Genomic DNA, 21,283 nt, shown 5'->3' on the forward strand with positions numbered 1-21,283 from the left:
TTTGGCAAGGTATCAGAACAGCCAACACGAATTTTTGGGAATTCCATTTGAATTGCTGTTGTGCTTTTTGGAACTTAATTACTTAGATAACATTTTGATGAACCTCAATAATTACTAATAGTATAAAGTTGGATATACCCTCATAGTTTTGCCTAAACTATGCCTTTATAGGAAAACATGAAAGTTGATTGCTCATGGTAGAGTAAACAGTAACTTTAGACATATTTGTTCATAATAATTTGACTTGTAGGTAATCTAAAATTATGCTAAAGAATCTCAATTTGAAACAAAAATTTACAATTCTGCTACTGGTAATTTTGACATTTGGTCTGAGCTTGAGTGGATTTACTCTTTCTTCTCTACTGAGGGAGAATGCTAAACAAGATATTAGCTCCACTGGTCTCATGCTCATCCAAACAATGAGTTCTGTTCGTAAATACACCAGTACTCAAGTAAATCCAGAGCTAGTTGATAAATTGGCTACTGAATTTTTGCCGCAAACCGTTCCTGGATACTCAGCACGAGAAGTGTTTGAAATTTTACGTAAAACAACAGACTACCGTGATTTCTTTTATAAAGAAGCAACTCTCAATCCCACAAATCTTCGGGATAAGGCTGACGGTTTTGAGACGGAAATTGTAGAACAGTTCAGAAATAAATCAGACCTTAAAGAAGTTAGTGGATTTCGTTCAATTCCTGGAGGGGATATCTTTTATATTGCTCGTCCCTTAGCAGTTTCTGAACAAAGCTGTCTGGTCTGTCATAGTGTACCTGAAGCTGCACCTCAAAGTATGATTAGTCTTTATGGTGCTGCTAATGGATTTGGGTGGAAGCTTAATGAAATTGTTGGCGCTCAGATTATATCAGTACCTGCAAAGAATGTCATCAGCAAAGCCAATCACTCTTCCTTACTAATTATCTTGATTGTATCAGCTATATTTATAGCGACTATCCTGTTAGTCAACTTCTTCTTGAATCGACAAGTTGTGATGCCTCTCAAACGCATGACTCGCATAGCCGAAGAAGTTAGTACGGGACATATGGAAGTTGAATTCGAGCAGATGTCTAATGATGAAATCGGTAATTTAGCTAAAGCCTTTAAACGGATGCAGTTAAGTTTAGAAATGGCGATGAAAAGAATCAAACGTACTCAAGGAGGTACAAGCGATTACAATAATTCGTAATCATGCTCTCTAGGAGACGCTGCGTTTAGCTTGCTTAAGAGCAGGGGTACGTGGATTAGCTACCGCTACGCTAACGTAATAACTTTCTTTAGAAGACGTTGCGTGTAGCTTTGCCAAAAACCCTTGTTACTTTTATTAGCCCTCTTGACTTAAACTTACAGAATTAGTTAAGAGATGAAAAATTATTCATCAATTTCATGATGTCTAAATCTCTATGAAAATAAGCTTTTTTTGAATTCAAAAGCTGCTTGAAAGTTAGGAATTTCCTTAGTTACAAGTTCAATAAATTGGTCAGCTGAAATATAAGGATTGTGAGCTAGTATTTCTTCTATAATCAGATTTGCCATTGGGCCGATGTGGTAGGCTAATTCTTGCTGGCAATGTTTGATAAATGCTGGTTGGAGTGAAGATTGTTGTTGTTCAATTCGTCGCCCATTTTGTGGACTAGTCGGTGAACTAAAAATTGTTTCTTCAGGTTGGTTATATGACTGTGATATAACCGACATAGCCTGAAATTCAGGGTTAAATACCGTGGCTGGCAAATCATCAACCATGATTGCAGAAGATATTGCTATTTCTGGTTCTCCAATATAGCCTAAATCTCTAAGAACTTCGCTGGCTGTTTGGTATCGCTTATTAGGTCTATCTTCCAACATACAATCAAGTACTTGAGCAAACCCATCAGTCACATACGTATAATCACGCCAGTTCCATTCAAGTGAGTATTGATCCATTAGTAAAGATGGATCTCTACCCGTGAGTAATACAATAGCAGTTACACCTAAAGCATAAAGGTCACTAGAGGGTGAACATAAACCCAAACTAATCTGTTCGCGGGGAGCATATCCCACTTTGCCTACAAGGGACATTTTGCCAACAAACGTTACCTGTTGGTTGGAACTTCTCACCTCGTTTATGTCAGCAATTTGCTTACCTACCCCGAAATCAATCAGCACTGGCAGATCCTTGCCATCGGGTAACATGATGTTGTCTGGAGAAATATCTCGATGGATAATGTTGTGCTGATGCACATATTCCAAAACAGGCAGCAGATTCTTTAGCCACTGTATAACTTCGTCTTCAGAAAAATTTCTTCCTTGACGTTGAAGTTCTCCTAGCAGTCTTGAATATGTTTTACCGTCAACATACTCTTGTACTAGGAATAGCCGACCATCTCCTTCAAAGCAAGCCAAAAACTTAGGAATTTGAGGATGTTGCAATTGATGAAGAATTTTTGCCTCTCTTTTAAATAAGTTACGATATTGTTCCAGTCCACTTTCGCCTGTGCCAATGGGTGCAAATTCTTTGAGAACACAGGCTTCATTAAACCGACGAGTGTCAAATGCTAAGTAAGTTCGTCCCAATCCTCCCTGTCCTAGAAGTTTTTGGATAATATAGCGGTTATCGATTAGAGTTCCAGCAGCTATTTCTGGTCTTGTCATAGGGGACTGTGACATCATCATCGCACTCCTAGCGATTTTGTTATTGATAAATTATCTAATTTGCTGAAAGTCAGAAACTCTAGCAGATAAAGGCTGATAACATCCTTTAAATTGAGGTTAGCACCACTATCGAGCCAAGGAAATACACTTTTCTACAATTTTTTGATGGTCTTGTGTTACCAAATAGACAATTTTAACCTGGGTAGTTTAATCCTACTACTCATACTTAAGTATTTTAGCCGCCGCAACATAATCAGTGTCTGCGGTAATATCTGCAAATGTTCAGGGCATCACCTTTGAGATTTGCTGCTGAACCTTATTTTCCCCTTAGTAACCCAATATAAACTGAGTTGAGGAACAGTAAGGATATAGCGTGACATCATGGTTTTTCATAAAAACTGAGGTTGCTATAGACTTGCTGAAAGGAATATTATATGTATTTCAAGTGCTAAATATGCGATCGCTCTCAAAAATTAATCTTTCTGGGAGCCAATATCGTTATGAAATGGCTGCTTCGGCATCGGCTATCAAGGTTTTTAGTGCAGGTGATTCCTCAAAAACAGAAAATTATACTGCGTATAAGAAAAGACTTGTAAAGCTACAAGAATTCATCTAGTTCATCAGGATTCATACCTAACTGACGCAAACATTCTGTTAATTGTTCTACTTTTCGTTTGGCTTGAGCAGCTTCTTGTTCAGCAATCATAGCTCGTTCAGTTGCAGCCGCCGCTTCCTCTGTGGGTGCGGGAATTAATTCTCCTGTCAAAGTGAACCACCTTAACCACAACCTTTCAATATCTCGAAATGAACCTTGCCATAAGCCTAAACTTAAATCTATCTCTGGCATTAGTAGGTATCCATTAGTCAAGTTCATCGGTTCATAGTGACCACCAACTAACTGAAAAGCCCGAAGTTCATTAGTGTAGCGACTAAATACAACATAGTAGGGAATCCGCAGAATTCGCTCATAAACTTCCCATTTGCTAGGAGGTTTATCTGCTGCATTTCTCTTCTTGTGCCTAAATCTTCGTCTTCTGTACCTGGAGATAATAACTCAATAGATTAGATTTGAATGATCAACGCCGTAGCGATCGCTTCATTCAAAAATCCCGGCAACTTTGGATAAAAGGAGGTTTTCATCCTCCCTCTGAAGATCCCCGACAGGAAAAATAGAAACCTTGCGCTGTTCAGATCCCCGACTTTTTTGAAAAGTCGGGGATCTAAGTTAGATAGTGGTTATTGCGTTAAAATTTGACGGCTTAAAATACTCATTACTTCACCTGGGTTGGCGGTTGGTAGCAGTGGACTCCAATCTCCTACACTGGCATAGCCAATTACCTGCAAGTAGTGAATTGTACTGCTAACGGCTTTGGGAGAACCAATCAGTAGATGCTTAATCGGTTCTCTGTTCGGAAATGGCTGTGCAGTTGATTCCTTGCGGGTGGGTGTATCTAATTCACCCAGGTATTGCTTTAACTGTGATTGGGCAGACTTTTGTAATTGTGCCATCATTGTATTTGTCTCCTGATAAAGGGGTTACATAAAGGCGATCGCATTCTTCTTCGCGGGATTAGGCGATCGCCTTTATCATGTCTTTGATATTAAGGTATAAAGTTATACTCGTCAGCTACAAACTTGAAAATTATTATTAATAATTTTCAAGTTTTAACGGGAATAAATTAGCCTTAGCTTTGGTAGTATTAGCAACCCCTAATTAACAAAAATACTCTCAACTTTTAGCTTTAATTGGTATTATTTAAAATTTCATCTTTCTAAAAAAAATGCTAGATTTAGCAAATTTTTCGCTAATCTAGCAAACATAAATTATTTACAGGAAGTCTAATCTTCTGGCTCAATTCCCGCCGCCCGCAATTGTGCTGCTAGTCGTTCAGCGCGTTGGCGTTCTTGTTCGGCGCGTTGGCGTTCCTGTTCGGTGCGTTGGCGTTCCTGTTCGGCTAATTCTATTCCCCAAGGCAAAAGATTTCCTTGTTCATCCCACCACCGTAACCACTTTCCTGTGCGGTTTTCACGAGTACCTGGGGACACTCCAAGGTAAAGATTCATTTCAGCTATCCAGTAGCGTTGATTTTCATCAGGCTCTTGCAAAATGTACTGTTCTGTGGTTTGTAAGTGATACATCTCTAAACTGCCGCTATCTGGTTCAAAGATGATGTAGTTTGGTACTTTTAAAATGCGCTCGTAAAAAAACCATTTTCCTGGAGGATATGTCGCTTTGATAGAATACTCTGTCTCCTGTGTATCGGAAACAAATTCCATCACAATTACGGGAATGTCACCCTGTAGTTGAGGTGTGTAACTGCGTATTACTTCTTCTCTACTAACATTAATTTTGGCAATGAAAGCCCAATCAGGAGCTTTAATGACCATTCTGTTGTTTAAAGTGGCACAAATACCGTAATTAGTTGTTGCTAGGGCGTTAGCTGAAATTTTTCCGGCTAATTGTAGGCTTTCTGTAAGTGCAGCAGCTAAGGCTGGTTGGTTGATGTTGTCCACTGGATCGTCTGGTAGTTTGTAATCATCGGGTAGTTTTTCCCAAGTGATTTGGTAGTCTTGGGTGAGGGTTGTCATGATGGGTTTTCCTTTAGGATTGGGCATTGGGCATTGGGCATGGGGCATTGGGCATTGGTTATTAATTCTTCTCCCTCATCTCCCTCATCTTCCCAGTCCCCAATATTTACTCTTCTTCATCTGGTTCTAAATCGTCGGCTGTCAATTCCTGATGCGGTATGGCGGCGATAATCGCATCTATTACTTTAGAGACTTGTAATATCTCAATATTCAAGTCAGGAAATTTTGTCCCTTTGGGCACGATCGCTCGTTTAAATCCCAACTTAGCAGCTTCTTTTAACCGCAGTTCCATTTGGGAAACCGATCGCACTTGTCCGCCTAAGCCAACTTCACCGATTAATACTGTACCTGGATCGACGATGCGATCGCGGAAACTAGCGACAATTGCGATCGCTATTCCTAAATCTACTGCTGGTTCTTCCACATTCAACCCACCCGCAGAAGCAACGTAGGAATCTAACTTTGACATCGGAATTCCCACCCGTTTTTCTAAGACGGCGAGGATTTGCACTAAGCGGTTATAGTCTACGCCAGTTCCAGCACGACGCGGGGAAGGATAACTGGTGGGACTCACCAAAGCTTGCAACTCCACAACTATCGGGCGAGTACCTTCGCAAGCAACCACAATGGCCGTACCTGGCGCTGGATCGTCACGGTTGCCTAAAAATAGCTCTGAGGGGTTGGAGACTTCTCGCAATCCATCTGTCACCATTTCAAAGATACCGATTTCGTGAGTTGCGCCGAAGCGATTTTTGACTGTCCGTAATAACCGATGGGAGGCAAAGCGATCGCCTTCAAAATACAATACTGTATCAACTAAATGTTCTAAAACTTTTGGCCCTGCGATCGCTCCTTCTTTGGTGACGTGTCCCACAATCAGCATGGTGACATCTTCGTGCTTCGCCACCTTCATCAGTGCTGCGGTACATTCCCGTACCTGAGCTACTGAACCTGGTGCAGAAGTCAGCGCCGGAAAAAACACCGTTTGGATACTATCAATCACCGCCACATTTGGTTTGAGAGAATCTATTTCCCGTAAAATTTCTTCTAAATCTGTTTCTGGCAGTACATATAAATCTGCACCTATACTGTCAGGGTCTATAGGAAGTGTAGGATCTACTACTACTGTTACCTTTTCCTCATTAACCACACTTGGGGGTTTTGATACTCCCAAACGGGAAGCTCGTAATTTTACCTGCTGTCCTGATTCTTCACCAGTTACGTAAAGGATGCGGTATTTCTGTGCTAATTGATTAGATACTTGCAACAATAAAGTCGATTTACCAATACCTGGATCGCCGCCAATCAGCACCATAGAGCCAGGGACAACCCCACCTCCAAGCACTCGATCTAATTCTCCATAACCAGACTCCCAGCGAGCGATTTGGCGATCGGTAATTTGATCGAATGTTAAGGAAGCTCGCGCTTTAGCTGGTTTATTGTGAGATTTGCCATTGCCTTGAGCTGATTGCCAACTACTTACTCCACCCCGACTGGGTACATCTACTGAGGATTGAATCGAAATTTGTTCTTCTAGAGAGTTGTAAGTACCGCAAGCTGGACACTTACCAAACCACTGGGGCGATTCTGCTCCACATTCGTTACAAGTGAAAAAGGTTTTTGGCTTTGCCATTCTTAAATCTTATTAAATAATCTTAATATTTACTTAATTCTTGAAAAAAACTAAAAACTAATAATAGTGGTATTTATAGCTTTTTCCAAATCAATTCATGGAATGATATCTTAATATTATGGTATTAAAAATTAATCATGTAAATTTTTAGTCAAGGAGCCTAGAGAAACTTGGAAAGCCATAAAGAAAAAATCTTGGTGGTAGACGACGAAGCCAGCATTCGCCGGATTTTGGAAACACGCCTTTCCATGATTGGCTACGATGTAGTGACAGCTGGCGACGGGGAAGAAGCTTTGGAAACTTTTCGCAAAACTGAGCCTGACCTGGTAGTTTTAGATGTAATGATGCCAAAGCTAGACGGCTATGGTGTATGTCAAGAATTACGAAAAGAATCAGATGTCCCCATTATTATGCTAACAGCCTTGGGTGATGTAGCTGATCGCATCACCGGGTTAGAATTGGGTGCTGATGACTATGTAGTTAAACCATTTTCCCCCAAGGAGCTAGAAGCCCGGATTCGCTCAGTGCTGCGACGAGTAGATAAAAACGGTGCTTCTGGAATTCCCAGTTCTGGGGTAATCCATGTCGCTAATATTAAAATCGATACGAATAAGCGACAAGTCTACAAAGGCGATGAGCGCATTCGATTGACAGGTATGGAGTTCAGCTTGTTAGAGTTGTTAGTCAGTCGCTCTGGAGAAGCTTTTTCTCGTTCGGAAATTTTGCAGGAAGTATGGGGTTATACACCAGAACGTCATGTAGATACCCGTGTAGTAGATGTGCATATATCACGTTTGCGCGCAAAATTAGAAGATGATCCTAGTAACCCAGAATTGATTCTCACCGCACGGGGTACTGGTTATCTTTTCCAGCGGATTATTGAACCAGGGGAGGAGTGAGGAGATGAGGCAGGGGAAGCAGGGGGCAGGGAGCAGGGGAAGTAGGAGAGGCAGGGGGAGAAGAACTTTAATTATTGTCTAATGCCCAATGCTCAATGCTCAATTCCCAATTTCTAATGACTAAACCTGATCCTAATCGAGTTTTGCGGCGTCTACCCATTGTCGTAGGTGGGTTAGGCGCTGTACTTTTATTGATTAACCGTTTATTAACACCGGAATTAACTCAGTCTCAATCGCGTGGTGATGTGGTGGGCGTGATTTTGAGTGCGGTGTTAATTTTGACGGGTTTAATTTGGCAGCAAGTTCAGCCGCGATCGCCTGATACTGTAGAACTAATTGGAGAAGAAGGTTTTGTACTCGCAGCAGATTTACCCGAAGCCGTGAGAACAGAGCTAGCTTGGGCATCTCATTTATTGTTGACTAATACAGTAACGCGATCGCTTGTGGTTTTTTATCAAGGTAAAGTTTTGTTGCGTCGCGGGATTCTGGGTACTAAATCTGAAGTTGTGCCAGGAGTAATCTTAAAACAGGTACTCGAAAAACAAAAACCGATTTATCTAGTTGCTCTAAAAATATATCCAGGTAGGCTTGAATTTGATTATTTACCAGAAAATACTCAAGGTGTAATTTGTCAACCTATTGGCAACCAAGGTGCATTAATTTTGGGAGCAAATGCTCCTCGCAGTTACACCAAACAAGATGAAAACTGGATTGCGGGAATTGCTGATAAATTAGCCGTTACTCTTAGTACTTAGGTTGTCAGCTAGTTTAGAAGTTAGCCAATTTTAGTGAGACAAGGGGCTTAAGCCCCTTGTTTAGGAATAAGCTAGCCGCAGCTAATCGGTATTAGCAAGTCATTGACTGTCACAAGCGTATTTTAAATTTAAAAATTAAATCTAAAATCTAAAACTTAAAATTCAATCACCAAGAAGTTAAAAAATTCCAACCTTCCTTTTCTTGTGGTGTTTTTCCTTCTTTTTCTTCTAGTTCTTCCGGTATCTTTAAATTTGTCTGTTGAATTAAATTATCATATTCTCCTGAATCAACCCATTTTAATAACTCCCCAGCCCGCATAACTACCCAAGAAAGCCCAGATTCTGTATAGCTTAATATTTTGGTGACTTTATCCACACTATCAAAGTTATTGGATGCAAACTCACGGGCTTGGATGAGGAAATCTTCAATTACAGCAGTAGTCAAGTACTCATCTGGTAAACCTGCGAGTTTCATCAGTGTAGTAGTTGCTACGTCAATATCCTGACAAGCAAGCAAAGCAGCCCGATCGGCAGTGAACCTAGCCATCATCCGCCAATTATACAAACCTAGTTCCATTCCACCAGCTACTAAGCCACCGACTCCTAGTGTGGTACTGCTTAACAAATTTTTTAACGTTGGCATAACAATTGCCATTTGGTGATAAATCATGTGCTGACTCTTGATGCGAGCGATTTCGTGTCCGAAAACATAAAGCAACTCATCTACGCCAAGCCACTCCATTGCATCTAAATTAATACCGACAAGGGGTTTTTCTACGCCAACAATATAGGTTTCAATGTGACCTGTGCCTCGAAATAGATATAATTCAGGAAGTGGAGCAACATCAAGAATTTGGCAGGTTTCTACAAATGCTTGATGTAATTCGGGAAAATTACGGGGCGAAATTCTGATTTCACTACCAAGGCTTTGCAGTCTAAGTAGGCGATCAATACCGTATTCGTTAATTTTTTTGAGTAGCAAGGAGACACCAGGCATATTTTGCAAAGAAGCCAAAGCTTTGCGATCAAAGGGGTGTTCGTAGGCTTCAGAACTTAGTCCAGTTAATATTTTTCTCGTCATTGGTTTTGAGCTTTTAAATAGCAGTTTAGAAGCATTAGCAAACTTGCACCACAGTGTACTAAGCATTTCTCGCTATCTTACCCAGATAGAATATACAGTAGGGGCGCACAGATGTGCGCCCCTATGAGAGAATTTGGAAATTTACAATTAATCTATGCAAATTATTTATTGGCTATTAATTGCCGTAATGGTCGTGGGTATTATCGGTGCTGTAGTTCCAGCTATTCCTGGTAGCAGCTTAATTTTAATTGCAATTATTATCTGGGGAATCGTTAGTAGTTCCTTTGCAGCTATCAAGATTCCACTAATTGTGACAATTATAGTTTTACTACTCAGTGTCGGAGTGGATTTTTTAGCTAGCTATGTGGGAGCAAAACAAGCTGGAGCTAGCAAGTGGGGGCAAATTGGCGCAATTGTCGGCTTAGTAGTAGGATTTTTGGGATTATTGCCAACTTTACCTTTTGGGGGGCCACTGTTAGGAATTTTACTAGGCCCGCTTTTAGGAGCAATTATTGGTGAGTATCTGTACCGACGTGAATTTGGGTTAGCAGTTAAAGCAGGTATAGGAATTGTAGTCGGATCTTTGGTTGGAAATTTGATTCAAGGGTTGTTAGCAATCGCCGCGGTTGTAGTTTTTGTTGTGACAACTTGGCCACAAGTATTTGGCTCTTAGCATTTGAAAAATCTGACAGATTTGAGAACAGCGGCAATAGCTAGCAATTAGTCGTTTGTTCCAAAGATTCAATTTGAGCGCAAAGACTATCCATAGTAAACAAATACAGCGGTTCCTCCCATTTATTCTATGAGAGGAACCGTTTCACTAAATATTGGCAACTCGAAAGATTATAGATACACTGCATACTCCATTGATCTAAAATCTGGTTTAGCAGTGTTAAGTATAAATAATTACTATATTTAAGCATTACGCAGATAGTTTTTCTTAAAGTCAGAGCTATTGCCAATAATTTAAACCCTAGAGAGTAAGAGATATACGAAGCGGAGATATGTAAGAAATTAAAATTTTATGAAGACTATTTATTAGTTGAAGATGTGATGAAGACCACTCAGTAAATATTGCAGGTTCTAAGTCTATGTGATTTTATGGAGATAAGAAATACATCACGCAAGTTTCGCTTTCACTGACAGTATTTTAAATAGATTACTGATAGTAAAAGTCAAGCAATCAATTTCTCTGTTCCGTTATTATTAGGACTTTCAAAGGCTCATGATTAATTTAAAATCTAAATTAGTAAACGCGACTCTGGCTGCTACTTTTGTAATCCCCTTGGCTACTGCTGGGATGTTTACATCTGCTGGCTCGGCTCAAGCTGTAACCCTGAACGGGAGTATTGGTCTTAGTGGTACATCTATCGTTCCTAATGATGGAATCAATCCAGCTAATACTACCATTAAATTTGTCGATGTTGATAGTGTTGATACTGATGGTGATTTTGGATTCTTCTCACCAAATTTAAACCCAGGCGCAGGTATTACCATTAAAACTCTAAATTTAACCAAGATAGCTAATACAGCTACGTCATACTCTACAGGCGCTTACACTTCATTCATTGATTTCGGATCAAGAACTCTGGGTAGTACCACTGCGCTTCTTACCTTTGACCTAGATAATTCTGTAGTTAGCAGAATTCGGACATCGAATACTAACATTCTTGACGCGTCATTAGAAGGGATTACAGGGAAATTTAATTTCAATGGGCAAACTATTGCAACGGGCTTTGTGACTGCTTCTCTTTCTAGGGCTGCAAGCAAATACGAGTTAACTCTGACCACTGTTCCTGAGCCAACCACAATGCTAGGTTTAGGTTTAGTTGGTGCTGGCATGGTTATGTCTCGCCGCCGCAAAAGTATCCTTCAATAGTCCTGTCCTAAATACAAACAAGTTACTTTTAGCAACTAAAAGTAACTCTAATTTCTCTATTCGATCTGGCTGGAATGCAAAATTTTCCCAACCAGGTCGAATTTTTTCTGCTGCCAGACAAATCTATATTAAAAGTGAATTTTCTTAACCGGAGATAGACTTAAGCTGACTGCAAAGAATTTTTGGCTTCGCTTGCGATCGCATCTACTTCATCATTAGCCAGAGTTTCTAAGATAGATTTGGCTTCTGGATTACCCAAACGAGCCAAGGCTTGTACAAGTCTGTAACGAATTTGCCAATCTGGATTAGTAGCATAGGGAGCCAACAGCGGAACTGCTTGTACATCTCCCAAGTCACCCAAGGAACTAATAGCAGCAGTTTGGACTAACTCGTTTTCTGATGAGAGTGCCTCTTTGAGTAGTTCAAAGGCTCGTGGATCGCCCAACTCTCCTAATGTAGCAATAATACTGAATTGTATTAGCCATTCACCAGTTGTATGATACAGCTGCTGTAAATCTTCAAAAGCTTCACGTAACTTCAGAGCCCCTAAACAGTCTGCTGCTGCTGCTTGTACATCTACTTCGGAGTCATGAAGCAAGCGATCGCGCAAGATATCCAAGGATAACTGTAAATCTTGGGTTCCAAGTGTATCCATTTGACTTACAGCTGAGTAACGGACACGGGAATTGCGATCGCCAATAGCACTTTGAATTAATTCAAAGCCAACCGCAGGTTCCAATTCGCGGATTTGATTTACTGCACGTAAGCGATCGCCTAAATCCTCAGAACTGAGCAATTGCTTAACAGACTCCGGAGTAATACTCATTTAGTTATCCTTGATTTTCAAATGTAAAAAAGACAGACGCGATTAATCGCGTCTCTACTTTTGACTTTTGTACAGACGCGATTAATCGCGTCTCTATTTTTGACTAATCTTGACTAGCAGCCATAGCCCGAATAATATCACCACGAGTGAGAATACCAATTACTTGACCTGTACTCTCAAGTACTGGTAAGCGGTGAACGCTGCGATCATGCATGATTGTAGCTGCTTCTCTTAAAGTTTTATCAGGGGAAATAGCGATCGGGTTTTTACTCATCACCTCCCCGACAGTTTGCCCTAGAGCCTTGTGCAAATCACGGTCATACGTAGCAGGATTTTTTAAATAGATAACACTATCAAGAAACATAATGTACGCCGGTGGAGTAACACCAGTTTCTTGCCACATCAAATCGGTTTCCGAGATAATGCCCACCAATTTACCGAGATCATCCACAACAGGTAGTCCGCTGATATGGCGTTCTGCGAGAATTTGGATAGCTTCCTTGAGTGGAGTTTCCTCCCGGACAACAATAGGATCGCGGCTCATCACATCGGCAACGGTTTTAGGCATTTATTTGCTGACACCTTAAATCAAAGTCCCTGCGCCTATTGTAGAAAATTGTGAGACTCAACCTGATGCAATTAATAGATTGTTACGGGATTGGTCATTTGTCATTGGGCATTGGGCATTGGTCATTTGTCATTGGGCATTGGTTATTAATTATTCTCCTCTGTTCCCCTGCACCCCTGCTCCCTCTGCTTCTTTCCTAGCGCCCACTTCCTTTCAATGCAGCAATAATTTGAGTATTTGCTTTCGGAAAAGTAAAATGCTCTAGTTCTTCCAAATTTACCCAGCGAATCTCATCGGATTCCAAAGGTTGGGGGATACCTGTAAGATGGCGGCAGTGATGTACTGTGAGGGTAACGCGCAAGTTTGTATAGCTGTGGTCAATAGTAATTAGATGCTCTCCCACTTCAATTACTATTCCCAGTTCTTCGGAAATTTCCCGTTGAATACATTCTTGGATGGTTTCACCAGGCTCTATTTTACCACCAGGAAATTCCCACAAACCACCCATTGCTCCTTCTGGACGACGGCGGTCAATTAAAATTTGCTTTTGGTCATTCCAAATTACTGCAACACCAATGATTTTATGGGGTGGGAAAGAACTGGTTTCACTCATAGTTGAATGGGGAGTAGGGAGTAGGTAAAGATTAACAATTCAAAATTCAAAATTCAAAATTAAAGACATTTCAGACGGGGATTTAAACCCCGACTGAAATGGTTGCTACATGTAGATTGCAGGTTCTTAAACCCTTGAATTTACGATAAATAATTTCTGAATTTTGACTCTTGACTAATAACAAAACTCGGCAGACTAGTTGGAACTCTGCCGAGTTTAGATTTATTGCAAAGGTTATTTAGCACTGTTAGTTTATCCACAAATGTGCATTAATCATTTATAAACAAGCCTCTAACATTGTGTGCGGTTAAAAACTTATTATTCAGACCGCAGAAAAGGTTTGCAGGAAAGGGATTTTTATGCTTTCTGCATAGATTCGGAAGTTATAACTAACTAGCCTGACATCATATCATTGATTGGATTAATCACCAAATTACAGGAGTTTGCAGAGAAGCGAAATCAAACACCCCGCCTTCCTCTGCGTTTAAACTTCAACCTGAATTCGTCACTATTTTGGATATTTTAAAAAACTTAGGTGATGTATAATCGGGAATTAGCGGCAAAGATTTCCCAGAGATTTATTTTAAATTCGCATCGCCGTAAGTTATGACTAGCTATCAGCCCAACAATATTGATTAAATTTGCCAAATTGCACATCTCTAGTCAATTTCGCTGTTGTCGGTTTCAGATCCTTGTAAGGCCATTTCAAAATTCATTCTCTGTTCAGCGTTACGCAAGAAATAACCACTAATCATCGCAGAAGCAAGAAGCCTACCTAGATTTTCCCGATTTGTGGTTACGGTAACACCAAAGTGTTCTGAAGGTAGATTACCTAATAGTCCTGTAATATTCCGTTCCATCACCTGAAAGACTTCGGCAGACGTGGGTTTGGATAGCTGGGTAACTGTCTCTGGACTCAAGGATTTAACGTACTGCCAGAGTAAATCGTTAGTTTCTGATTCGCTATTAAAAAATTCTGAGACACGATTGGATGGGTTACTCATTTTTTAGCTCCTTAACTACCACTATTAGCTGCGGTGCTTGTGATTTAAATATTAAATGTCTGTTTTGGATTTGACTTAGTTATTTTGTCTTCCTGTCAACTAATGTAACAGCCTAGCGTAAGAGTGGAAGTAGGTGTAACCGTACCAAAGTCAGCGTATTTTCTCACCCCAATAAATAGGTGAGGAGTGGGGAGTTAATTACAAACTCATCACTCCTAACTTCTAACTTGCCAAATATTCATCCATGTTGGCTTTAGACTTGCGAAGTTTGCTTAAGGCTTCCCGTTCAATTTGTCGGACTCGTTCTCGACTGATGTTCAATATTTCACCAATTCTAGCCAGAGTCAGAGCTTGCCCATCAGTTAAGCCAAAGCGCAGTGTGATTACTTCCCTCTGTTGTGGCGTTAGATCGCCCATCAAGCGATCTAAGTCATAAGAAAGGGAAGATTGCATAACAAACTCTTCGGGAGAAGCCCCTGGATCTTCCAGCATTTCTCCGAGTTCGGTGTCGTAGTTATCACCCAGCCGCAAATCCAAGGAAAGGGGTAAACGCGCCTTTTCTAAATACTCTCGTACTTGTTTGGGGGTCAATTCTAATTCTTGAGCTAGCTCCCCAGCTGTAGGAGCGCGTCCCAACTTTTGAGACAATTGGCGCTGTGCCTTTTTAATCTTATTTAATTTTTCGGTGATATGGATCGGCAGCCGAATGGTACGAGCTTTTTCGGCTATAGCACGAGTAATTGCTTGCCGAATCCACCAATAGGCATAAGTAGAAAATCTGTACCCTTTGGTCGGGTCAAACTTTTCTACACCTCGTTGCATACCAATACTACCCTCTTGGATCAAGTCGAGTAAATCGACGTTGCGCTTGATGTATTTTTTGGCAACGGACACTACCAGTCGCAAATTGGCTTCTACCATCTTGCGTTTGGCAATTTCACCATCTGCGATCGCTTCGTTCAACTCTGCTGGTTCTAGGTTTGTTGCTTTGGCCCACTCTTCTAGAGTCGGTTGACGATCTAGCTGGGTGGCAAGAGATTCCCTGGATTCGTGCAAAGCGCAGGAACGTTGCACCTGTTTACCATAGAAAATCTCTTCCTCGTGGGTTAAGAGTGGCACACGGCCAATCTCACGCAGGTAAGTCCGCACGAGGTCTGTGGCTGTCTGAGCGGTCTTCATGGCGCTACTCTTTGGTAATGATGGGGTTGGCGGTAGGGTCATTAAGGGATAGATGCTTTCTTTATTTATTAGGATGCTACCCAGTCAGACTGGGAACCCATGTTATGGTTTGCAACTTACGCGCCTGAGAAACTCGGCTGCTCATAATCATCAAATTTAGGCTTCTTAACTGCTAAAACTACAGTTATTTCCTAGTTTTCACAAGTATCTACAGTTAGATAAAAGGTTGCTTTTTAAACATTTTTTATGGAAGTCTTATTAAAAATTGTAACATTTATGAGAAGATTTTGGCTAGATAACGACATGAAATCTTCTGGTTTTTCCAGTTAATGTAACCTTGCCCTCTATCTTAAGGCTGACTAAAAGTCAATTTAAGAAATTATCTGGTTCAAATAATTTTCCTCATATTTGTTAAAGTATCTCAATGAGAACTATATTCATTCCCTTCTAACAATTGTTTAATTTTTTCTGGGAATTGGGCATGGGACATGGGCAATGGGGCATTGGGCATTAGTTATTAATTATTTTCCCCTGCTCCCCTGCCCCCCTGCCCCCTGCTTCCCTATTCCCTCGCAATCGGGCAGTACTCTTGGATAGTTTTTACATCCAAAGTCGTATTTTGTAAGGAACGGATGGCGGCGACGGTAGCTTTTGCACCGGCGATGGTAGTAATGATGGGAATTTTGTAAGCTAAGGCTGTGCGGCGGATTAACCTAGCATCAGTCTGAGCTTCTTCCCCTGAAGGTGTGTTGATAATAAGTTGGATTTTCTGGTTTTTGATCGCATCAAGGACGTGGGGACGACCTTCATGGAGTTTTAACACTAATTGAATATTTAGCCCCTGTTCCAGAAGAACTCGGCGTGTACCAAGGGTAGCCATCACTGTAAAGCCCAAATCGATAAATTCCTTCACCACACCACTTGCAGCAGCTTTATCGCGATCGCTCATTGATACAAATACAGTTCCACTTAGTGGTAAACGCTCCCCAGCACCCATTTCCGCTTTGGCAAAAGCACGGCCAAAGTCGCTGTCAATCCCCATCACCTCACCAGTGGATCTCATTTCTGGGCCCAATATTGTATCGGTTCCTGGGAATTTATTAAAGGGTAATACTGCTTCTTTTACAGCAATGTGAGTTGGGATGACTTCTTCGGTGAAATGTAGCTCCTCTAGGGTTTTACCCGACATGATTAAAGATGCTAGTTTCGCTAACTGTACGCCTGTTGCTTTAGATACAAAGGGTACTGTGCGAGAAGCGCGGGGGTTAGCTTCTAAAATGTAAACTTGGGGAGAATAGCTGCTTGCGCCGACAACGGCAAATTGAATATTCATCAATCCCACGACTGACAGCGCTTGCGCTAGCTGTACCGTCCATGTGCGAATTTGATTGAGAACTGCTGGTGATAGAGAAATGGAAGGTAGGGAACAAGCGGAATCTCCTGAGTGAATCCCTGCCTGTTCGATGTGTTCCATGATGCCACCAATCACTACCCGTCCGGTATGATCGGCGATCGCATCGACATCGACTTCAATGGCGTTTTCCAAAAACTTATCAATCAAAATCGGATGTTCTGGTTCCACTAGTACCGCAAAGGTCATGTAGCGTTCCAACTCAGCATCGGAATAAACGATTTCCATCGCTCGTCCCCCCAACACATAGCTGGGACGTACCACCACCGGATAGCCAATGCGTTTAGCAACAATCAGCGCATCTTCGTAACTCCGCGCAATACCATTAGGCGGCTGGGCGATATTCAACTGTTGGAGAATCTTTTCAAACCGCTCCCGGTTTTCTGCCATATCGATGGAATCTGGCGATGTACCCCAGATTTTAGTCAGCAGTCCAGAAGTGTTATTGGTAAGAAACTCTTGTAATGGGATAGCCAACTTTAGCGGTGTTTGTCCGCCAAATTGGATTATCACCCCAACTGGATTTTCAGTCTCGATGATGTTAAGGACATCTTCTTTTGTTAAAGGCTCAAAGTAAAGGCGATCGCTAGTATCGTAATCTGTCGAAACTGTCTCTGGGTTAGAGTTGACCATAATCGTCTCATAACCCGCTTTCTTCAAAGCATAAGCGGCGTGACAACAACAATAGTCAAACTCAATTCCCTGTCCAATGCGGTTGGGACCACCACCCAAAATCAACACTTTTGGCTTGGTTGCGGGCATGACCTCTGTTTCTTCTTCGTAAGTAGAATAGTAGTAAGGGGTAAAGGCTTCAAATTCAGCGGCGCAGGTATCTACGGTTTTATAAACTGGGATAATCCCTAGTGACTTGCGGTAGGCGCGAACTTCATCTTCAGTGGTTTTGGTGGCATAAGCAATCTGGCGATCGCTATATCCGTCTCGCTTCACTTCATAAAGTTGCTCTTTTGTCAATTGCTGCAAAGGTGTCCGCTTCAGGAATTTCTCGACATCTAGCAGTTGCTGAAATTTATCTAGGAACCACGGGTCAATACCAGTCAGTTCATAGATTTCCTCAGCACTAATGCCTAGTTGCAAGGCATGGCGCACAGAGAAAATGCGATCGGGGTTAGGTGTCCGCAGTTGGGCGCGAATTTGTTCACCACTGGGTAATTTTTCGGCTTTATCGCAACCCCAACCAGCGCGTCCGGTTTCGAGCGATCGCAGTGCCTTTTGAAAGGATTCGTTGAATGTGCGCCCAATTGCCATTGCTTCCCCCACAGATTTCATTTGGGTTGTCAGCACTGGGTCGGAACCGGGGAACTTTTCAAAGGCGAAGCGGGGAATTTTTGTCACCACATAGTCAATTGTCGGCTCAAAGGATGCGGGAGTTTTCTTGGTGATGTCATTTTTAATTTCATCCAAGGTATAACCCACAGCCAATTTTGCCGCCATTTTGGCGATGGGGAAACCCGTAGCTTTGGAAGATAAAGCTGAACTACGGGAAACGCGGGGGTTCATCTCAATTACCACCACATCACCATTCAGCGGATTGACGGCAAACTGGATATTAGAACCGCCAGTTTCCACACCGATTTCGCGGATGATTTTAATTGCCATATCCCGCAGCCTTTGATATTCTTTATCGGTAAGGGTTTGCGCGGGAGCGACGGTAATTGAGTCTCCAGTGTGGATACCCATAGGGTCAAGGTTTTCGATGGAACAGATAATCACCACGTTATCTGCCAAATCACGCATCACTTCGAGTTCATATTCTTTCCAACCGAGTAAAGATTGGTCAATGAGAATTTGCGAAACAGGGCTGGCATCTATACCTACCTGTGCCATTTCTTCAAATTCTTCTTGGTTGTAGGCAATACCACCGCCACTTCCACCCATTGTGAAAGCTGGACGAATAATTAGGGGATAAGTACCAATTTGGCGGGCAACAGCTTTGGCTTCTTCTAAAGTTTCGGCTGTGTCGCTGGGACACACGGCTACCCCAATCCTTGCCATTGCCTCACCAAACAGCTTTCGATCTTCGGCTTTTTCGATCGCTGGGAGTTTAGCGCCGATTAACTCAACGCCGTACTTTTCCAACACGCCATTTTTGGCTAAAGCAACGGCGAGATTGAGGGCGGTTTGTCCTCCCATTGTTGGTAGTAAAGCATCGGGGCGTTCTTTTTCGATGACTTTTTCGACCAATTCCGGCGTCAGCGGCTCAATGTAAGTGCGATCGGCCGTTTCCGGGTCGGTCATAATCGTTGCAGGGTTGGAGTTGACCAAAACCACTTCATAGCCTTCTTCTCGGAGCGCTTTGCAGGCTTGAGTGCCAGAGTAGTCAAACTCACAGGCTTGTCCGATCACAATTGGACCAGAACCTAACAGTAGAATCTTCTGGAGGTCGTCACGGCGGGGCATAGTCGTTGCCTTGGAATGTGAGAATAGAAATCCTGATCATTTTAAGGGTCTTTACCCCCTCTGGTGCTTTTTATTATTAAGTTTTCTAAGTTTGATGACAGGAAGGGAGTGGGGAACGGGGAGCAGGGGGGCAGGGAAGCAGAGGAGAATGATTAATAACCAATGCCCAATGCCCAATGCCCAACAATTATTTTGTATTTTTAATTTTATTTAATTATGAACCTCAAATTTCTAAAGCTTTTGCGAATCTTTATTATTTAATCTGATAATTCTTGCGATAAATGATGATTTATTTTGGTATCTATCTGTCTGCTTATTTATACACAGATAGATTACTTAGATAAAAATTTATCTTAACTAGCTAATTGCTAAATATTTTCAACGTTAAATATTATATAAATATGTTTACTTAGATTAAAAATGGCAGAGAAATAGGGATACCATTCTCTGCCATTTTTTATAATATTTTAATAGTTGGTACTGCCAACTTTTTCTTTCAGTCTAGGTAGACAAATCTAGATTATGAGAATTTTAGCTTTGAGCTGCTTGGACAAACCCTAAAGTTAAGCTGTCTTTGGCGAGGAAGTGAGATAAATGATACGCACGTTCCTCAGTTTTTAACAAAATCTTTTCGTACAGATAGCGTGTCCCCCGATCGCCTAAACTCTCTGCCTGAGCAGCTTGACGACGAATTACGCCAATGATTGCTTGTTCTGCAGCTAGGTCATTTTCCACCATTTGGCGAGAGGAATATACGCCTTCAGATTCTTGCTCAAAACAGGTTAATTCTGCTAATTTGCTAAAGGTAGCTACTGGCACACCACCCAGTCCATCTAAACGTTCTCCAATTTCGTGAACGTGGTCTTGTACTTGGTTGTAGCTTTCGTTAAAAAACTCATGCAGAGAGTAAAATTCTGAGCCTTCAACTACAAAATGATGCTTTTGGTACTGCAAGTACAGTGCCTGGAAACTAGCTAATACAACGTTAAATCCTTCTGTAACTGGAGCGGTTACACTGTGATCCAGCAACACAGGATTGTCATATACATGACCAAAATTCCGTAACAAAGTTTGCGTTTCAGACATTGTTCTCCTCGTTATTCAGCAATTATAGATTTTAACTGCTTATTCCTTACATATTAACATTTTCACAATAAGAGCAAGCCAATTTGCCATCACAATATTTTGTATTTTTGTTTACTAAAAATCTTAAGTTTATTGTTCGCTGGATTATGGCGCGATCATCGAGTTGTGTATATTTCTCATTACTATTGACATGAACAGTTAAGTGTGCATACCTACCAAAGGGAGTGAGGGGAGATGGAGGAGTAAATGCCTCCTTGCCCTAATACTCCTTGTCATCCCCCCGATCTCTCTCATGGGATGATTGCAAGAATTTTATTTTTTTTGCAAAATTAATGAGAATTGTTTGCACTTAAGGTATGCTGGTTTTAAGAGGTTAGACTACTAATATTTTCAAAAAGCAGGGAGTTAAATGGCGGTAGTTACTGCAAGTTTGTTGCACTTTGAGGGCAATGCTCTTGAAATCATATAGTTCAGAAATAGAAATAAAGCACCTTGTAGAGGTGAATTGGGTAGACCGGTGGCAAGTCTATCAACGCTTAGAGGAGTTAGACGTTCCCTGTAGTTGTGCGGCTAACCAGCCATTAAAAGTTGAAATTAGCAATCCGACTGCGGCTGTTCAACTTTGGAGTGTAGTACGGCGATTTACAGCCTCTCGTCAAGACCAGATTTGGACTCTTGAGTGTTGCTGGAAAAGTCGCTATCAACAGTTCTAATGT

Annotated in this window: 19 protein-coding genes and 1 pseudogene; 7 read left to right on the plus strand and 13 right to left on the minus strand. The window is 41.5% G+C overall.

All coding sequences use genetic code 11. The features are described 5' to 3' along the window. Positions 1–263 precede the first annotated feature (263 nt). A complete protein-coding gene (locus HWQ42_RS18325) occupies positions 264–1,184 on the plus strand; it encodes a DUF3365 domain-containing protein (RefSeq protein WP_292814688.1) in 921 nt (306 codons plus the stop codon). A 212-nt stretch (positions 1,185–1,396) separates the two neighbouring features. Here HWQ42_RS18325 and HWQ42_RS18330 read toward each other — a convergent pair whose 3' ends face one another. Further along, complete coding sequence (locus HWQ42_RS18330) at positions 1,397–2,641, minus strand: serine/threonine-protein kinase (protein ID WP_292814984.1); 1,245 nt, start codon at positions 2,639–2,641, stop codon at positions 1,397–1,399. A 358-nt stretch (positions 2,642–2,999) separates the two neighbouring features. Here HWQ42_RS18330 and HWQ42_RS18335 point away from each other — a divergent pair, with 358 nt between their 5' ends. Then, positions 3,000–3,242, plus strand: a complete 243-nt coding sequence (locus HWQ42_RS18335) for a hypothetical protein (RefSeq protein ID WP_292814691.1) — start codon at positions 3,000–3,002, stop codon at positions 3,240–3,242. Here HWQ42_RS18335 and HWQ42_RS18340 read toward each other — a convergent pair. From HWQ42_RS18340 to radA, 4 genes and pseudogenes are all read right to left on the minus strand, one after another. Next, a pseudogene (locus HWQ42_RS18340) lies at positions 3,225–3,685 on the minus strand (Uma2 family endonuclease); the annotation flags it as partial. The gene HWQ42_RS18335 and the pseudogene HWQ42_RS18340 overlap by 18 nt on opposite strands. 177 nt (positions 3,686–3,862) lie before the next feature. Beyond that, positions 3,863–4,138 (minus strand): hypothetical protein, encoded by a 276-nt coding sequence (locus HWQ42_RS18345; RefSeq protein WP_292814694.1) that lies wholly within the window; start codon positions 4,136–4,138, stop codon positions 3,863–3,865. Between the two features lie 327 nt (positions 4,139–4,465). Continuing rightward, positions 4,466–5,215, minus strand: a complete 750-nt coding sequence (locus HWQ42_RS18350; protein ID WP_292814696.1) for a Uma2 family endonuclease — start codon at positions 5,213–5,215, stop codon at positions 4,466–4,468. A 106-nt stretch (positions 5,216–5,321) separates the two neighbouring features. After that, a complete protein-coding gene (gene radA / locus HWQ42_RS18355) occupies positions 5,322–6,848 on the minus strand; it encodes a DNA repair protein RadA (RefSeq protein ID WP_292814699.1) in 1,527 nt (508 codons plus the stop codon). 170 nt (positions 6,849–7,018) lie between these two features. On the opposite strand from radA, the gene rpaB reads away from it, so the two are divergent. Beyond that, positions 7,019–7,747 (plus strand): response regulator transcription factor RpaB, encoded by a 729-nt coding sequence (gene rpaB / locus HWQ42_RS18360; RefSeq protein WP_012412029.1) that lies wholly within the window; start codon positions 7,019–7,021, stop codon positions 7,745–7,747. Between the two features lie 116 nt (positions 7,748–7,863). Next, positions 7,864–8,502: a cofactor assembly of complex C subunit B gene (locus HWQ42_RS18365; RefSeq protein ID WP_292814701.1), complete on the plus strand. Its 639-nt coding sequence runs from the start codon at positions 7,864–7,866 to the stop codon at positions 8,500–8,502. Between the two features lie 166 nt (positions 8,503–8,668). Here the strand turns inward: HWQ42_RS18365 and HWQ42_RS18370 are convergent, their stop codons facing one another. Continuing rightward, complete coding sequence (locus HWQ42_RS18370) at positions 8,669–9,583, minus strand: M48 family metallopeptidase (protein WP_292814703.1); 915 nt, start codon at positions 9,581–9,583, stop codon at positions 8,669–8,671. Positions 9,584–9,737: 154 nt separating this feature from the next. Between HWQ42_RS18370 and HWQ42_RS18375 the strand changes: the two genes are divergently transcribed. Together HWQ42_RS18375 and HWQ42_RS18380 are read left to right on the plus strand one after the other, a co-directional pair. Then, a complete protein-coding gene (locus HWQ42_RS18375; RefSeq protein ID WP_194042414.1) occupies positions 9,738–10,256 on the plus strand; it encodes a DUF456 domain-containing protein in 519 nt (172 codons plus the stop codon). A gap of 552 nt (positions 10,257–10,808) precedes the next feature. Next, positions 10,809–11,462: a PEP-CTERM sorting domain-containing protein gene (locus HWQ42_RS18380; protein ID WP_292814705.1), complete on the plus strand. Its 654-nt coding sequence runs from the start codon at positions 10,809–10,811 to the stop codon at positions 11,460–11,462. Between the two features lie 160 nt (positions 11,463–11,622). Here the strand turns inward: HWQ42_RS18380 and nblB are convergent, their stop codons facing one another. The 7 genes from nblB to HWQ42_RS18415 form a co-directional block, all read right to left on the minus strand. After that, the gene (gene nblB, locus HWQ42_RS18385) at positions 11,623–12,288 is read right to left on the minus strand and encodes a phycobilisome degradation protein NblB (protein ID WP_292814706.1); all 666 of its coding nucleotides are present in this window, start codon (positions 12,286–12,288) and stop codon (positions 11,623–11,625) included. A gap of 103 nt (positions 12,289–12,391) precedes the next feature. Then, positions 12,392–12,856: a CBS domain-containing protein gene (locus tag HWQ42_RS18390; RefSeq protein ID WP_190938738.1), complete on the minus strand. Its 465-nt coding sequence runs from the start codon at positions 12,854–12,856 to the stop codon at positions 12,392–12,394. Between the two features lie 196 nt (positions 12,857–13,052). After that, positions 13,053–13,469: an 8-oxo-dGTP diphosphatase MutT gene (gene mutT / locus HWQ42_RS18395; RefSeq protein ID WP_292814709.1), complete on the minus strand. Its 417-nt coding sequence runs from the start codon at positions 13,467–13,469 to the stop codon at positions 13,053–13,055. A 659-nt stretch (positions 13,470–14,128) separates the two neighbouring features. Further along, on the minus strand, positions 14,129–14,473 hold the full coding sequence (locus HWQ42_RS18400) for a DUF760 domain-containing protein (RefSeq protein WP_099102117.1): 345 nt from the start codon (positions 14,471–14,473) through the stop codon (positions 14,129–14,131). 222 nt (positions 14,474–14,695) lie between these two features. Next, on the minus strand, positions 14,696–15,652 hold the full coding sequence (locus HWQ42_RS18405) for an RNA polymerase sigma factor, RpoD/SigA family (RefSeq protein ID WP_292734295.1): 957 nt from the start codon (positions 15,650–15,652) through the stop codon (positions 14,696–14,698). A 562-nt stretch (positions 15,653–16,214) separates the two neighbouring features. Then, positions 16,215–19,481 carry a carbamoyl-phosphate synthase large subunit gene (carB, locus tag HWQ42_RS18410; protein WP_292814711.1) on the minus strand — a complete coding sequence of 1,089 codons (3,267 nt, stop codon included), beginning with the start codon at positions 19,479–19,481 and terminating at the stop codon, positions 16,215–16,217. 531 nt (positions 19,482–20,012) lie between these two features. Then, positions 20,013–20,567: a Dps family protein gene (locus HWQ42_RS18415; protein WP_194044835.1), complete on the minus strand. Its 555-nt coding sequence runs from the start codon at positions 20,565–20,567 to the stop codon at positions 20,013–20,015. Positions 20,568–21,022: 455 nt separating this feature from the next. Between HWQ42_RS18415 and HWQ42_RS18420 the strand changes: the two genes are divergently transcribed. Beyond that, the gene (locus HWQ42_RS18420) at positions 21,023–21,280 is read left to right on the plus strand and encodes an Asr1405/Asl0597 family protein (RefSeq protein ID WP_292814987.1); all 258 of its coding nucleotides are present in this window, start codon (positions 21,023–21,025) and stop codon (positions 21,278–21,280) included. Positions 21,281–21,283 lie beyond the last annotated feature (3 nt).

Origin of the sequence: Nostoc sp. JL23 (assembly GCF_017115065.1) — a bacterium.
Lineage (GTDB): Bacteria > Cyanobacteriota > Cyanobacteriia > Cyanobacteriales > Nostocaceae > Nostoc > Nostoc punctiforme_A.

Excerpts from the sequence above, each read along its gene's own strand:
- HWQ42_RS18330 (WP_292814984.1), bottom strand. The coding sequence starts at position 2,641 with ATGTCACAGTCCCCTATGACAAGACCAGAAATAGCTGCTGGAACTCTA.
- HWQ42_RS18380 (WP_292814705.1), top strand. The coding sequence starts at position 10,809 with ATGATTAATTTAAAATCTAAATTAGTAAACGCGACTCTGGCTGCTACT.
- HWQ42_RS18325 (WP_292814688.1), top strand. The coding sequence starts at position 264 with ATGCTAAAGAATCTCAATTTGAAACAAAAATTTACAATTCTGCTACTG.
- HWQ42_RS18365 (WP_292814701.1), top strand. The coding sequence starts at position 7,864 with ATGACTAAACCTGATCCTAATCGAGTTTTGCGGCGTCTACCCATTGTC.
- nblB (WP_292814706.1), bottom strand. The coding sequence starts at position 12,288 with ATGAGTATTACTCCGGAGTCTGTTAAGCAATTGCTCAGTTCTGAGGAT.
- HWQ42_RS18350 (WP_292814696.1), bottom strand. The coding sequence starts at position 5,215 with ATGACAACCCTCACCCAAGACTACCAAATCACTTGGGAAAAACTACCC.
- HWQ42_RS18400 (WP_099102117.1), bottom strand. The coding sequence starts at position 14,473 with ATGAGTAACCCATCCAATCGTGTCTCAGAATTTTTTAATAGCGAATCA.
- HWQ42_RS18375 (WP_194042414.1), top strand. The coding sequence starts at position 9,738 with ATGCAAATTATTTATTGGCTATTAATTGCCGTAATGGTCGTGGGTATT.
- HWQ42_RS18405 (WP_292734295.1), bottom strand. The coding sequence starts at position 15,652 with ATGAAGACCGCTCAGACAGCCACAGACCTCGTGCGGACTTACCTGCGT.
- HWQ42_RS18370 (WP_292814703.1), bottom strand. The coding sequence starts at position 9,583 with ATGACGAGAAAAATATTAACTGGACTAAGTTCTGAAGCCTACGAACAC.
- mutT (WP_292814709.1), bottom strand. The coding sequence starts at position 13,469 with ATGAGTGAAACCAGTTCTTTCCCACCCCATAAAATCATTGGTGTTGCA.
- radA (WP_292814699.1), bottom strand. The coding sequence starts at position 6,848 with ATGGCAAAGCCAAAAACCTTTTTCACTTGTAACGAATGTGGAGCAGAA.
- carB (WP_292814711.1), bottom strand. The coding sequence starts at position 19,481 with ATGCCCCGCCGTGACGACCTCCAGAAGATTCTACTGTTAGGTTCTGGT.
- HWQ42_RS18345 (WP_292814694.1), bottom strand. The coding sequence starts at position 4,138 with ATGATGGCACAATTACAAAAGTCTGCCCAATCACAGTTAAAGCAATAC.
- HWQ42_RS18415 (WP_194044835.1), bottom strand. The coding sequence starts at position 20,567 with ATGTCTGAAACGCAAACTTTGTTACGGAATTTTGGTCATGTATATGAC.
- HWQ42_RS18390 (WP_190938738.1), bottom strand. The coding sequence starts at position 12,856 with ATGCCTAAAACCGTTGCCGATGTGATGAGCCGCGATCCTATTGTTGTC.